At 56.2% G+C, this 14695-nt stretch carries 9 protein-coding genes and 7 tRNA genes; 13 read left to right on the top strand and 3 right to left on the bottom strand.

Annotated elements, in window-relative coordinates; translation table 11 throughout:
- Positions 1-127 precede the first annotated feature (127 nt).
- Both glnS and nagE read right to left on the bottom strand, forming a co-directional pair.
- Positions 128-1795 carry a glutamine--tRNA ligase gene (glnS, locus tag MXF20_RS00455; RefSeq protein ID WP_325967016.1) on the bottom strand — a complete coding sequence of 556 codons (1668 nt, stop codon included), beginning with the start codon at positions 1793-1795 and terminating at the stop codon, positions 128-130.
- Between the two features lie 151 nt (positions 1796-1946).
- Positions 1947-3980, bottom strand: a complete 2034-nt coding sequence (nagE, locus tag MXF20_RS00450; protein WP_325967918.1) for an N-acetylglucosamine-specific PTS transporter subunit IIBC — start codon at positions 3978-3980, stop codon at positions 1947-1949.
- 341 nt (positions 3981-4321) lie between these two features.
- Here nagE and nagB point away from each other — a divergent pair, with 341 nt between their 5' ends.
- The 12 genes from nagB to MXF20_RS00390 all read left to right on the top strand — a co-directional run bounded on the left by nagB (position 4322) and on the right by MXF20_RS00390 (position 11239).
- Complete coding sequence (nagB, locus tag MXF20_RS00445) at positions 4322-5122, top strand: glucosamine-6-phosphate deaminase (RefSeq protein WP_325967014.1); 801 nt, start codon at positions 4322-4324, stop codon at positions 5120-5122.
- A gap of 58 nt (positions 5123-5180) precedes the next feature.
- Positions 5181-6329 (top strand): N-acetylglucosamine-6-phosphate deacetylase, encoded by a 1149-nt coding sequence (gene nagA / locus MXF20_RS00440; protein WP_325967916.1) that lies wholly within the window; start codon positions 5181-5183, stop codon positions 6327-6329.
- A 7-nt stretch (positions 6330-6336) separates the two neighbouring features.
- The gene (gene nagC, locus MXF20_RS00435) at positions 6337-7557 is read left to right on the top strand and encodes a DNA-binding transcriptional regulator NagC (protein ID WP_021508564.1); all 1221 of its coding nucleotides are present in this window, start codon (positions 6337-6339) and stop codon (positions 7555-7557) included.
- A gap of 42 nt (positions 7558-7599) precedes the next feature.
- On the top strand, positions 7600-8352 hold the full coding sequence (locus MXF20_RS00430; protein ID WP_021508565.1) for an HAD-IIA family hydrolase: 753 nt from the start codon (positions 7600-7602) through the stop codon (positions 8350-8352).
- 338 nt (positions 8353-8690) lie between these two features.
- On the top strand, positions 8691-10358 hold the full coding sequence (gene asnB, locus MXF20_RS00425; RefSeq protein WP_325967013.1) for an asparagine synthase B: 1668 nt from the start codon (positions 8691-8693) through the stop codon (positions 10356-10358).
- A gap of 216 nt (positions 10359-10574) precedes the next feature.
- A tRNA-Met gene (locus MXF20_RS00420) sits at positions 10575-10651 on the top strand.
- A gap of 7 nt (positions 10652-10658) precedes the next feature.
- Positions 10659-10743 (top strand) — tRNA-Leu (locus MXF20_RS00415).
- 21 nt (positions 10744-10764) lie between these two features.
- Positions 10765-10839, top strand: a tRNA-Gln gene (locus tag MXF20_RS00410).
- 34 nt (positions 10840-10873) lie between these two features.
- A tRNA-Gln gene (locus MXF20_RS00405) sits at positions 10874-10948 on the top strand.
- Between the two features lie 29 nt (positions 10949-10977).
- A tRNA-Met gene (locus tag MXF20_RS00400) sits at positions 10978-11054 on the top strand.
- A gap of 7 nt (positions 11055-11061) precedes the next feature.
- Positions 11062-11136: transfer RNA gene (locus MXF20_RS00395), tRNA-Gln, on the top strand.
- Positions 11137-11164: 28 nt separating this feature from the next.
- Positions 11165-11239, top strand: a tRNA-Gln gene (locus MXF20_RS00390).
- 113 nt (positions 11240-11352) lie between these two features.
- Here MXF20_RS00390 and ubiF read toward each other — a convergent pair.
- Positions 11353-12525 (bottom strand): 3-demethoxyubiquinol 3-hydroxylase, encoded by a 1173-nt coding sequence (ubiF, locus tag MXF20_RS00385; RefSeq protein ID WP_325967011.1) that lies wholly within the window; start codon positions 12523-12525, stop codon positions 11353-11355.
- Between the two features lie 595 nt (positions 12526-13120).
- Between ubiF and miaB the strand changes: the two genes are divergently transcribed.
- Positions 13121-14545 (top strand): tRNA (N6-isopentenyl adenosine(37)-C2)-methylthiotransferase MiaB, encoded by a 1425-nt coding sequence (gene miaB, locus MXF20_RS00380; protein ID WP_021508568.1) that lies wholly within the window; start codon positions 13121-13123, stop codon positions 14543-14545.
- The last annotated feature ends 150 nt before the right edge of the window (positions 14546-14695 follow it).

Below are 14695 nucleotides of genomic sequence, written 5' to 3'. Positions count from 1 at the left end.
GTAAACCCGCTTAATTACTGTTTTTTGTCAGCTTCAGCATAATCGATTCCGCTTTGCAGATAACGAGCAATAAAAAAGGGCGATTGCTCGCCCTTAACTGATCATATCGTGCTATCAAGCAGCAAAATTAATCGCCGATTTTTGCCCAGGTATCACGCAGACCCACGGTGCGGTTGAACACCAGCTTCGACGGCTGCGAGTAAACGCTGTCGGCACAGAAGTAGCCTTCGCGCTCAAACTGATACGGTGCCAGCGCGCTGGCAGCACGCAGACCCGGCTCAACAAAGCCCTGTTTGATTTCCAGCGAATTCGGGTTGATGGTGGTGAGGAAATCCTCAGCCGCGCCCGGATTTGGCACGCTGAACAGGCGATCATACAGGCGGAACTCAGCAGGCAGCGCATGAATCGCCGACACCCAGTGGATAACGCCTTTCACTTTGCGCCCGTCGGCCGGATCTTTGCTCAGCGTGTCGACGTCACAGGTAGCGTAAATGCAGGTGATGTTGCCGGCGTCATCTTTCGCCACGCGCTCGGCGCGAATGACGTAAGCGTTACGCAGGCGCACTTCTTTGCCCAGCACCAGACGCTTGTACTGCTTGTTGGCCTCTTCGCGGAAGTCGGCACGATCGATCCACACTTCACGGCTAAACGGCACCTCGCGCGTGCCCATCTCCGGCTTGTTCGGATGGTTCGGCATGCTGATGGTCTCTTCATGCCCGGCCGGCAGGTTCTCGATCACCACTTTCAGCGGATCCAGCACCGCCATGGCACGCGGCGCGTTCTCGTTGAGATCGTCACGAATGCATGACTCCAGCGACGCCATCTCAACGATGTTGTCCTGCTTGGTCACACCGATACGGCGGCAGAATTCACGGATAGAGGCCGCGCTGTAGCCACGACGGCGCAGACCGGAAACGGTCAGCATGCGCGGATCGTCCCAGCCTTCCACGACTTTCTCGCTCACCAGCTGCGTCAGCTTACGCTTCGACATCACCGCATATTCCAGATTCAGGCGCGAGAACTCGTACTGACGCGGATGCACCGGAATGGTGATGTTATCCAGCACCCAGTCGTAGAGACGACGGTTGTCCTGGAACTCCAGCGTACACAGCGAATGGGTGATGCCTTCCAGCGCATCGGAGATGCAGTGGGTAAAGTCGTACATCGGATAGATGCACCACTTGTTGCCAGTCTGGTGGTGTTCGGCAAATTTAATGCGGTACAGCACCGGATCGCGCATCACAATAAAGCTGGATGCCATGTCGATTTTGGCACGCAGACAGGCTTTGCCCTCTTCGAAACCGCCATCGCGCATCTTCTGGAACAGCGCCAGGTTCTCTTCCACGCTGCGATCGCGATACGGGCTGTTTTTGCCCGGCGCGGTCAGCGTGCCGCGGTATTCACGGATTTGCTCCGGCGACAGCTCATCAACGTAGGCCAGGCCTTTGTTGATCAGCTCAACCGCGTAGTTGAACAGTTGGTCAAAGTAGTCAGAGGAGTAACGAATGTTGCCGCTCCACTCAAAGCCCAGCCATTGCACATCATTCTTGATCGATTCGACGAACTCCATATCCTCTTTCACCGGATTGGTGTCGTCGAAACGCAGGTTGCACTGCCCCTGATAATCTTGTGCGATACCAAAGTTCAGGCAGATCGATTTTGCATGGCCAATATGCAGGTAACCATTGGGCTCAGGCGGGAAACGGGTATGCACACTGTTGTGCTTACCGCTCGCCAAATCTTCGTCGATGATCTGACGAATAAAGTTCGTTGGGCGGGCTTCAGCCTCACTCATCTCAAAATCCTCAAAACAATAGCGGGTGATTGGTACCACGAAGTAACGGAGTATGATCCACAAAGCGCTGAAGGGAAACAACCGTTTGTTGGTCGTTTTAAAACAAAAAAGGCAGGAATTGCTTCCTGCCTTGTGTGACGATCAAAACGGATTAATTTTTCACTTCGTACAGCGGCGTAACACCTGCCACCACGGTACCGCCGGCCAGCAGATTCAGTCCGGCGAAATCATCGCTGTTGCTGACTACCACCGGGCTGATCATGGAGCGCGCGTTGGCGTTAAGGAAGTCCAGATCCATTTCGAGGATTGGCTGACCTGCCGCGACGGTTGCGCCCTCTTCCACCAGACGGGTAAAGCCTTTACCTTCCAGCGCCACGGTATCGAGCCCCATGTGGACCACGATCTCGACGCCATTTTCTGCTTCGAGGCAGAACGCATGGTTGGTGTTGAAGATTTTCACCACGGTTCCGGCCACCGGCGCGACAACGGTTTTATCGCTCGGTTTTATCGCCAGGCCATCGCCTACCGCTTTGCTGGCGAAAGCTTCATCCGGCACGTTTTCCAGCGCCACCACTTCACCACTGACCGGCGCCAGCAGCGTAGCAATCACTTTTTTCTCGCTGTTACGCACGGCCTGTGGCTGAGCGGCCGCAGGCGCAGCGGTGGTTGCCGCAGCAGGTGCCGCTGCGCCGGCCACCGGGCCTTTGCTCAGCACGGTTTTCATCGCGGTGGCAATGCTTTCCGCCTGCGTACCGACGATGATTTGCACGCTCTGTTTGTTGAGGCGAATCACGCCAGAAGCACCGAGGCGTTTAGCCACGCTTTCATTTACCTGCGCAGAGTCTTTCACATTCAGACGCAGACGGGTAATACAGGCATCAATGTTGGTCAGGTTGTCAGAACCACCCACCGCGCCGATGTAGCGACGTGCCAAAGATTCGGTCTCGCTCTCACCGTTGCTGCTGTGATCGACGTTAACATCGTAGCCGTCTGTCTCATCACCGGCAGCCAGCTCGCGGCCCGGCGTCAGCAGGTTGAATTTCTGAATAGTAAAGCGGAACACCACATAGTAGATGGCGAAGAACACCAGCCCCTGCGGGATCAGCATCCACCAGTGTACCGCCAGCGGGTTACGCGTCGACAGCACCATATCCACCAGACCGGCGCTGAAGCCGAAACCAGCGATCCAGTGCATGCTGGCAGCGATGAACACCGAAATGCCGGTCAGCACGGCGTGGATCACATACAGCACCGGCGCCACGAACATGAAGGAGAATTCCAGCGGCTCGGTGATGCCGGTGAAGAAGGCGGCGAATGCTGCCGCCAGCATGATACCGCCGACTTTGGCGCGGTTTTCCGGACGTGAGCAGTGATAGATTGCCAGCGCCGCGCCCGGCAGACCGAACATCATGATCGGGAAGAAGCCCGCCTGATAGCGACCGGTGATACCCGGGATGCCGGTACCGTTAGCGATAGACTGCGCGCCGCCAAGGAATTTCGGAATGTCGTTGATGCCCGCCACGTCAAACCAGAACACCGAGTTCAGCGCGTGGTGCAGGCCAACCGGAATCAGCAGACGGTTAAAGAAGGCGTACACGCCAGCACCGACCGAGCCCAGCTTCTGGATGTGCTCACCAAAGCTCACCAGACCGCCGAAAATGATCGGCCAGACGTACATCAGGATAAAGGCGACCACGATCATCAGGAAGGAGACAAGGATCGGCACCAGACGGCGGCCGCTGAAGAACGACAGCGCCTTAGGCAGCTCAACGTGGCTGAAGCGGTTGTACACTTCCGCCGAGAGAATCCCCACCAGGATACCCACAAACTGATTATTGATTTTACCGAAGGCAGCAGGCACCTGCTCTACCGGCATTTTCTGAATCATCGCCACCGCAGCCGGTGAACATAGGGTGGTGACCACGAGGAAACCCACAAAGCCGGTTAAGGCCGCTGCACCGTCTTTATCTTTTGACATGCCGTAAGCTACACCGATGGCGAACAGCACAGACATGTTGTCGATGATGGCAGAACCGGATTTGATCAACAGTGCCGCCAGCGCATTGCCTGCGCCCCAGCTATCCGGATCGATCCAGTAACCTACCCCCATCAGGATTGCCGCTGCCGGCAGGGTCGCTACCGGCACCATAAGCGCGCGGCCGACCTTTTGCAGATATCCTAAAATACTCACCTTATTCTCCCCCTATGAGACTGGCGTTTTGCCGTGATGCGGGTTGATTTTATTATCCCGGCACCCGGTACCTTGATGACACACTTCACCACGAGGCGCAGTGTAAAGATAAATTAATTCGCCTCGCAAATTAAAACCAGTGTAACTGTGACTTTAATCACCAAAATGGACGTTTTTCACTGCGAAATGCTAGCCTCCACCACAAACTTATTTTATGATGAAAAATATCAGGTCGCACTTTTCCAACGCCGCCGACGCTTAAACGGGTTACCCTTATAAGCAGCCAGCAGCAGCAAACGCGACCCTACCTTTCCAATCTTAACTGAGGTGAAGACATGAGACTGATCCCTTTGGCCACACCGACCCAGGTGGGTAAATGGGCTGCACGCCATATCGTTAATCGCATCAATGCGTTTAAACCCAGCGCAGACCGTCCCTTTGTACTGGGACTGCCAACCGGCGGTACACCGCTGGAAGCCTACAAGCACCTGATCGAGATGCATAAAGCGGGCCAGGTTAGTTTTAAACACGTCATCACCTTCAATATGGATGAGTATGTCGGTCTGCCGAAAGAGCATCCGGAAAGCTATCACAGCTTTATGTACCGTAACTTTTTCGATCACGTTGATATTCAACCAGAAAATATCAATCTTCTGAATGGCAATGCCGAAGATATTGACGCAGAATGTCGCCAATACGAAGAGAAGATTCGTGCACTGGGTAAAATCCACCTGTTTATGGGTGGCGTCGGCAACGATGGTCACATTGCCTTCAACGAACCGGCTTCTTCGCTCTCTTCCCGCACCCGTATTAAAACCCTGACGCACGACACCCGCGTGGCGAACTCGCGTTTCTTCAACGGTGATGTCGATCAGGTGCCTAAATATGCCCTCACCGTGGGCGTCGGCACGCTGCTGGATGCGGAAGAAGTGATGATTCTGGTGACCGGCCACGTCAAAGCCCAGGCGCTGCAGGCGGCGGTAGAAGGTAACGTCAACCACATGTGGACCATCAGTTGCCTGCAGCTGCATCCGAAAGCGGTGGTAGTGTGCGATGAGCCAGCCACCATGGAACTGAAAGTGAAAACCGTGAAGTATTTCCGCGAAATGGAAGCGGAAAACATGAAGGGTGTGTAACAACACGTTGTAAAAGGCCTGCTGTGTAAGGCAGCGGGTTCAGCCGGGAGATAAGATGATGTACGCATTAGTTAACGGCCGGATTTTTACCGGTCACGAAGTTCTGGACAATCACGCCGTGGTGATTGCCAATGGCCTGATTGAGCGTGTCTGCCCGCGCGAGGCGCTGGACGCCGCGATTCCACAACAAGACGTGGCTGGTGCGTTCATCGCTCCCGGATTTATCGACCTGCAGCTCAACGGCTGCGGCGGTGTGCAGTTCAACGACGACATTGATGCGCTGAGCGTGGAGACGCTGGAGATCATGCAGCGCGCCAATGAAAAATCTGGCTGCACCAGCTATTTGCCGACGCTGATTACCAGCAGCGATGCCCTGATGAAGCGCGCGGTTGAAACCATGCGCGCTTATCTGGCGAAGCATCAGAATCAGGCGCTGGGTCTGCATCTGGAAGGTCCGTGGCTGAATAAAGAGAAGAAAGGCACTCACAATCCGCAGCTGATTCGTCTGCCGGATGCGCAGCTGGTGGATTTCCTGTGCGCCAACGCTGACGTCATCACCAAGGTTACGCTGGCACCGGAAAATGCGGGCAGCGCGGTGATTCGCCAGCTGCGTGACGCCGGGATTATTGTCTCGTCGGGACACTCCAATGCCACTTATGCCGAAGCCAAAGCGGGCATCAGCGCGGGCGTCACTTTTGCCACACACCTGTATAATGCCATGAGCGCCTTTAGCGGTCGTGAGCCAGGTCTTATCGGTGCGCTGTTTGATTCGCCTGATGTATACTGCGGCATTATTGCAGACGGTTTACATGTCAATTACGCTAACGTGCGCAATGCAAAACGTATCAAAGGCGACAAACTGGTGCTGGTGACCGATGCCACCGCGCCGGCCGGTGCGTCGATTGATCAATTCATTTTTGCAGGTAAAACAATATACTATCGCGACGGCCTGTGCGTAGATGAGAACGGTACCCTGAGCGGATCTGCGCTGACGATGATTGAAGCAGTGCAGAATAGCGTGGAACATTGTGGTATCGCGCTGGATGAAGCGCTGCGCATGGCGACCCTGTATCCGGCAAGGGCAATGGGTGTGGAAAAGCAGTTTGGCACGGTGGAAGCAGGAAAAGTCGCCAACCTCACTGTCTTTACCCGCGATTATCAAATCACTAAGACGTTCGTCAACGGAGACAACGTCCTCAGCGAGTAAGTACTGAATGACCACTGGCGGCCAGACTCAAATAGGAAATGTCGATCTTGTCAAACAACTTAACAGTGCAGCTGTTTACCGGCTGATTGATCAACAGGGGCCGATTTCGCGTATTCAGATTGCCGAACTCAGCCAGCTTGCGCCCGCCAGCGTCACCAAAATTACCCGCCAGCTTATCGAACGCGGCCTCATCAAAGAGGTGGAGCAACAGGCCTCCACCGGTGGGCGCCGCGCCATCTCCATCATCACTGAAACCCGCCATTTTCACACTATCGGCGTACGGCTGGGGCGCAATGACGCCACGCTGACGCTGTTCGATCTCAGCGGAAAATCGCTGGCGCAGGAAGATTATCCGCTGCCGGAGCGCACGCAGGAGACGCTGGAAAACGCGCTGTTCAACGCCATCAGTGCCTTTATGAGCGCGCACCAGCGTAAAATTCATGAGCTGATCGCCATTGCGGTTATCCTGCCAGGTCTGGTCGACCCGATTAACGGCATCATTCGCTATATGCCGCACATCGCCGTCAGCCACTGGCCGCTGGTGGCCAGCCTGAAAAAACGTTTTAATGTCACCAGTTTTGTCGGCCACGATATCCGCAGCCTGGCACTGGCTGAGCACTATTTCGGTGCAAGCCGCGACTGTGCTGACTCCATTCTGGTGCGTTTACACCGCGGCACCGGCGCCGGCATTATCGCCAACGGCCACATTTTTCTCGGCAGCAACGGTAACGTCGGTGAGATTGGCCACATTCAGGTCGATCCGCTCGGTGAACGCTGCCACTGTGGCAACTTTGGCTGCCTCGAAACCATCGCGGCTAATGGCGCGATTGAGAACCGCGTGCGCCACCTGCTCAATCAGGGCTATCCCAGCAGTCTGACGCTGGATGATTGCCAGATGCCGCAAATCTGCCGCGCCGCCAATCAGGGCGACGCGCTGGCCTGCGAAGTGATCGAGTACGTTGGCCGCTATCTCGGCAAAGCGATCGCTATCGCCATCAACCTGTTCAACCCGCAAAAAGTGGTGCTGGCCGGCGAAATTACCGATGCCGATAAAGTGCTGTTCCCGGCGATTGAGGGCTGCATCAATACCCAGGCGCTGAATGCGTTTCGTAAAAATCTGCCGGTGGTGCGTTCTGAGCTGGACCATCGCTCGGCGATTGGCGCTTTCGCGCTGGCAAAACGCGCTATGCTGAATGGCATTCTGCTGCAGCACCTGCTGGAAGAATAATAGAGAAGCCTGCCGTCTGGCAGGCCCGACCGGAAGCCATCTATGACCATCAAAAGCGTAATCTGTGACATCGACGGCGTGTTGATGCACGACAATACCGCCGTGAAAGGCGCAAACGAATTCCTGCAGCGCATTCTGGAAAAAGAGATGCCGCTGGTGGTGCTGACCAACTATCCGTCACAAACCGCTCAGGACCTGGCCAACCGTTTTGCCAACGCTGGCGTCGACATCCCGGATTCGGTGTTTTACACCTCCGCCATGGCCACCGCGGATTTCCTGCGTCGTCAGGAGGGCAAAAAAGCCTACGTGATTGGCGAAGGCGCGTTGATTCACGAACTGTACAAAGCCGGTTTTACCATCACTGACGTCAACCCGGATTTCGTGATCGTCGGCGAGACGCGATCGTTTAACTGGGAGATGATGCATAAAGCCGCCTTCTTTGTGGCTAACGGAGCGCGTTTTATCGCGACCAATCCCGATACCCACGCCCGCGGCTTTGTGCCGGCCTGTGGCGCGCTCTGTGCCGGTATCGAAACCATCTCCGGCCGCAAACCGTTCTATGTCGGTAAGCCCAGCCCTTACATCATGCGCGCCGCGCTGAATAAAATGCATGCGCACTCAGAAGAGACGGTGATCGTGGGCGATAACCTGCGCACCGATATTCTGGCGGGCTTCCAGGCCGGTCTGGAAACCATTCTGGTGCTGTCCGGCGTTTCCACGCTGAGCGATATTGACGCCATGCCGTTCCGCCCTGACTGGATCTACCCTTCCGTGGCCGATATCGATTTGTTCTGATTAACGTCATGCTGTCTGCTTATGGCCCTGTCCGCTTCCGTGGCGTACAGGGCTTTTTCATGTGCGCGGCACAGCGCTCTGGTTTCAATGCTGACGCAGCCCCACGATTGCGCACAAAAACGCCAGACCAGCCAATTCATTAGATACTATCTAATTTAAACATCATTTCATTGAATAAAATTCAACTTTTAGCCACGCCAATAATCTTTTTCTCAGCTTTTAGTGATTTCGCTTGCGTTACCACCATCAATTAGCGCATTTTCTTATACATCATGCAGCGCAGGCTGCCGGACAAACAAGTTAATAACATCGCCACAGGGTGAGATCAGGAGTCAGTTATGTGTTCGATTTTTGGTGTGCTGGATCTGAAGACCGATCCTGTTGAACTGCGCAAGAAAGCGCTGGAATGTTCCCGTCTGATGCGTCACCGCGGCCCGGACTGGTCTGGTGTCTTTGCGGATGATAAGGCCATTCTGGTGCATGAGCGCCTGTCCATCGTTGACGTTAACAACGGCGCTCAGCCGCTGTACAACGCGGATCACACCCACGTACTGGCTGTTAACGGCGAAATCTACAACCATCAGGCGCTGCGTGCAGAACTGAGCGATCGCTACGCGTTCCAGACTGGTTCAGACTGCGAAGTGATCCTCGCGCTGTATCAGGAAAAAGGCCTCGATTTCCTCGATGACCTGCAGGGCATGTTCGCCTTCATCCTGTGGGACAGCGTCAAACAGCAATACCTGATTGGTCGCGACCACATTGGCATCATTCCGCTCTATATGGGCAACGATGAGCACGGCAACCTGTATGTTGCCTCTGAAATGAAAGCGCTGGTGCCGGTGTGCCGCAGCATCAAAGAGTTCCCGCCGGGAAGCTTCCTCTCCAGCACCGATGGCGAAATCCGTCGTTACTGGCAGCGTGACTGGATGGATTTCGCCGCCGTGGCGCAAAACTCTACCGATGCCGCAGGCCTGAAGCATGCGCTGGAAGAGTCAGTGAAGAGCCACCTGATGTCAGATGTCCCGTACGGCGTGCTGCTGTCCGGCGGCCTTGACTCTTCAATCATCTCGGCGGTGACCAAGCGCTTTGCCGCCAAACGTGTGGAAGATCACGACAAGAGCGATGCATGGTGGCCGCAGCTGCACTCCTTTGCCGTCGGCCTGGAAGGATCGCCGGATCTGAAAGCGGCGCAGGCGGTAGCCGATCATCTTGGTACCGTGCACCATGAAATTCACTTCACCGTGCAGGAAGGGCTGGATGCGATCCGCGATGTGATTTACCACATCGAAACTTACGATGTCACCACCATTCGCGCGTCGACGCCAATGTACCTGATGTCGCGTAAAATCAAAGCGATGGGCATCAAAATGGTGCTGTCCGGTGAAGGTGCGGATGAAGTGTTTGGTGGTTACCTCTACTTCCATAAAGCACCGAACGCGCAGGAGTTCCACGAAGAAAACGTGCGTAAACTGCTGGCGCTGCACATGTTTGACTGCGCGCGTGCTAACAAAGCGATGTCGGCATGGGGCGTGGAAGCGCGAGTGCCGTTCCTCGACAAGAAATTCCTTGATGTGGCGATGCGCATCAACCCGGAAGACAAAATGTGCGGCAGCAACGGCAAGATGGAAAAACACATTCTGCGTGAATGCTTCTCCTCTTACCTGCCGGAGAGCGTGGCATGGCGTCAGAAAGAGCAGTTCTCCGATGGCGTTGGCTACAGCTGGATCGATACGCTGAAAGAAGTGGCGGCGAAGCAGATTAGCGAGCAGCAACTGGCGACGGCGCATTTCCGCTTCCCGCACAACACGCCAACCTCGAAAGAGGCGTATCTGTACCGCGAGATCTTTGAGGAGCTGTTCCCACTGCCAAGCGCGGCAGAGTGCGTTCCGGGTGGTCCATCCGTGGCCTGTTCGTCGGCGAAAGCCATTGAGTGGGATGAAGCGTTTAAATCGATGGACGATCCGTCTGGCCGTGCGGTAGGCGTGCATCAGTCAGCGTACAAATAAGCATTTTCTTTGTGCGTATAAGGGGCCCATTGTGGCCCCTTTTTCTTGCATCTGGCGCGGATACGATCGAAAATTGCCGAATAAATCATCAGCCTGGTTACAAGCCAGACAAACAGGCGCGTTAAGGCAAAAAACGGCAAAAAATTTGTTGACGCTACAAAGCTCAATACGCATAATGCGCCCCGCAACGCCGATGAAGGTAACGCGAAAAAAGATGGCTACGTAGCTCAGTTGGTTAGAGCACATCACTCATAATGATGGGGTCACAGGTTCGATTCCCGTCGTAGCCACCATCTTTTTGCGGGAGTGGCGAAATTGGTAGACGCACCAGATTTAGGTTCTGGCGCCGCAAGGTGTGCGAGTTCAAGTCTCGCCTCCCGCACCATTTCAGTCTTCGGCAGCCGGATGGGGTATCGCCAAGCGGTAAGGCACCGGTTTTTGATACCGGCATTCCCTGGTTCGAATCCAGGTACCCCAGCCAATCCGATGCACTCTCGTGGATACGAGTCGACGAATGGGATATCGCCAAGCGGTAAGGCACCGGTTTTTGATACCGGCATTCCCTGGTTCGAATCCAGGTATCCCAGCCATCATCGGGCGCAGTAAAGCAGTACAATCTGGCTACGTAGCTCAGTCGGTTAGAGCACATCACTCATAATGATGGGGTCACAGGTTCGATTCCCGTCGTAGCCACCAAACAAATTGGGGTGTCGCCAAGCGGTAAGGCAGTGGATTCTGATTCCACCATTCCGGGGTTCGAATCCCTGCACCCCAGCCATACAAAGACAATTTGACCAAACACCTATTGGGGTGTCGCCAAGCGGTAAGGCACCGGATTCTGATTCCGGCATTCCGGGGTTCGAATCCCTGCACCCCAGCCAAATTGCACAACAGGCCCGCTTTTGCGGGCTTTGTTGTTTTTGTCGTTCCGGAATTTCACGCCTTGTGTAACGCAGAGTTGATGGCGCCGCCACGACTGCGGCGCCCGGTTTGTTTACAATCCCAGCGCGTAACGCAGCACCTGACGCTTCAGCACGCCGGCATTTTCTGCCGCAATCAGCCCAAGATTACGCACCACACGCAGCGGCGGCAGCGCATTGCTGAAGGCGAAATAGAACAGATCCATACCGCCTTGCATCAGCAAATTATCCTTGTAGCGCTGGCGGTGATATCGCTGCAATACTGGCAGCGATGCCCAGCGCTGCGCCTGGCTGCGTGCATCCACCAGCGTATCAATCAGCGCATCCACATCGCGATAGCCGAGGTTAACGCCCTGCCCGGCCAGCGGATTGATGGTGTGTGCGGCATCACCCACCAGCGCCAGGCCCGGCAGCACGTAGCGCGTGGCATGGCGGCGCACCAGCGGAAACGACGCCGCGTTCTTCACCTGGAAGCGGCCGACGCGCGCCGGGAAGTTGGCCTGTACCTCTTTGGCCAGCTGGCTGAGCGGCAGATTTTGCAGCTGGCGGATCCGCGCCGGCGCGTCATACCACACCAGCGAGGCGTGGCGATCGAACAGCGGCAGAAACGCGCGCGGTCCGTCCGGGGTAAATTGCTGCCAGGTGGCATCGCCGGCGTCATGTTCACACTCAACGCTGATTAGCATGCAGGATTGCGCATAGTTCCAGCCGCGCACGCCGATACCCGCCAGCTGGCGCACGCGCGAATTAGCCCCATCGGCTCCCACCACCAGCTGGCAGTCCAGCGTGGTGCCATCGTCCAGCTGAAGCTGCCAGCCGCCGCTGTGCGCCTGTAACGCCTGCAGCGAGGCCGGGCACAGTAGCGTTACGCCATCCTGCTGCATCTGCTCCCACAGCGCGCGCTGCAGCACGCTGTTTTCCACCATATAGCCCAGTTCGGGAATGCCCAGCGCGGCCGCATCAAAGGTGACGTGCGCACTTTGCCACTCCCAGGTTTCCAGCTTGCGGTAGGGCGCACTGCGCATCGCCTGGACGCGCGGCCAGACATTGAGCTGGCGCAGCAGCGCCACCGATGACGCACCAATGGCGGAGATGCGTATATCCGGCGCAAGGCTGGCATCAAACGCGACCGGTTCGGCACGCTCAATCACCGCCACGCGAAACTGCTGCTGCGCCAAGCCACAGGCCAGCGCGGCACCGACCATGCCGCCGCCCACCACCACCACATCAAACTGTGAATCCTGCATTGACTCTTATCCTCCTGATTGCCGTGACGCCTTGCGGCAGCGCTCTATCTGGCAAAGTGTACCGGAAATTTACCGCACCAGCAGAAAAGCCCTGCTAACCTTGTGCTTCATATGGCGCTGCCGTACGAAGTCTGACCGGGCATCATGCCCTAAATAATTCGTGCGCCAGGAAGGCGGCAAGCAAGGATCATCCCGGGAGCTTACACCAGTAAGTGACCGGGGGAGCCGCGCGCAGCCAACGCATCTGGCATGCGAAGTCTGACCGGGCATCATGCCCTAAATAATTCGTGCGCCAGGAAGGCGGCCAGCAAGGGTCATCCCGGGAGCTTACACCAGTAAGTGACCGGGGGAGCCGCGCGCAGCCAACGCACCTGGCGTGCAAAGTATGACTGGCATCATGCCCTAAATAATTCGTGCGCCAGGAAGGCGGCCAGCAAGGATCATCCCGGGAGCTTACATCAGTAAGTGACCGGGGGAGCCGCGCGCAGCCAACGCACCTGGCGTGCGAAGTATGACGGGCATGCTGGTCACACCCGCGTCAAAGCATTACAATACGCGCCCTGCACTTCTCTGCTCAGAATCAATGGCTAGTTCAATGACCAAAAAACTGCATATTAAAACCTGGGGCTGTCAGATGAATGAATATGATTCATCGAAGATGGCTGACCTACTGAACAGCACGCACGGCTATACCCTGACGGAGGAAGCCGAAGACGCAGACGTTCTGCTGCTGAATACCTGCTCCATCCGTGAGAAGGCGCAGGAAAAAGTGTTTCATTTGCTGGGACGCTGGAAGAAGCTGAAGGCGAAAAATCCTGAGCTGATTATCGGCGTGGGCGGCTGTGTGGCTTCGCAGGAAGGCGATAAAATTCGCCAGCGCGCGCAGTGCGTGGACATCGTTTTTGGCCCGCAGACGCTGCATCGTCTGCCGGAGATGATTAACCAGGTGCGCGGCAGCAAAAGCCCGATTGTTGACGTCTCGTTCCCGGAAATTGAAAAGTTTGATCGTCTGCCCGAGCCGCGCGCTGAAGGGCCGACGGCTTTTGTTTCGATCATGGAAGGCTGCAATAAATATTGTACTTTCTGCGTGGTGCCTTATACGCGCGGCGAGGAAGTGAGCCGTCCGTGCGATGACATCCTGCTGGAAGTTGCCCAGCTGGCGGCGCAGGGCGTGCGTGAAGTCAATCTGCTGGGTCAGAACGTCAACGCCTATCGCGGCGCAACCTTTGACGACCAGATTTGTACTTTTGCCGAGCTGTTGCGTCTGGTGGCCGCGATTGACGGGATTGACCGGATTCGCTTCACCACCAGCCATCCGATTGAGTTCACCGACGACATCATCGACGTTTATCGCGATACGCCGGAGCTGGTGAGTTTCCTGCACCTGCCGGTGCAGAGCGGTGCCGACCGTATTCTGACGCTGATGAAGCGGGCGCACACCGCGCTGGAGTACAAAGCGATTATCCGCAAGCTGGTGGCGGCGCGGCCGGACATCCAGATCAGCTCAGATTTCATCATTGGCTTCCCGGGCGAAACCCAGCAGGATTTCGAGCAGACCATGAAGCTGATCGGCGAAGTCAACTTCGACACCAGCTTCAGCTTTATCTACTCGGCGCGTCCCGGTACGCCGGCGGCCGATCTGCCGGACGATGTGCCGGAAGAGGAGAAGAAGCAGCGCCTGTACATTCTGCAGGACCGCATCAATCAGCAGGCGATGGCGTGGAGCCGCCGCATGCTCGGCACCGTACAGCGCATTCTGGTGGAAGGTACCTCACGTAAAAACGTGATGGAGCTGACCGGCCGTACCGAAAACAACCGCGTGGTCAACTTCGAAGGCGACGTGCGCATGATCGGTAAATTCGTGGATGTGGAAATCGTCGATGTTTATACCAATTCGCTGCGCGGCGTCGTGGTGCGCACCGAAGAGGAGATGGGCCTGCGCGTGGCGGAGAGTCCGGCATCGGTGATTGCGCGTACACGTAAAGAGGATGAAATTGGCGTGGGCCTCTATCAGCCTTGAGACCGCGATTACTGAGCGACAGCGCACAACGCGCTGTCGCCTGTTTCATCCCGCAGCCCTTGCTTTCCGCAGCGGCCGCCCAAATATCTCCCCTGAAGCTTGCGCCCGGGCGCGACCCCATAAATAATTCCGTAAAGATGCTGACGCCTG

Origin of the sequence: Pantoea dispersa, assembly GCF_035783935.1 — a bacterium.
Classification (GTDB): domain Bacteria; phylum Pseudomonadota; class Gammaproteobacteria; order Enterobacterales; family Enterobacteriaceae; genus Pantoea; species Pantoea dispersa_C.
Note: the sequence above shows the minus strand (reverse complement) of the source record. Positions and strands in the feature narration are given on the sequence as shown.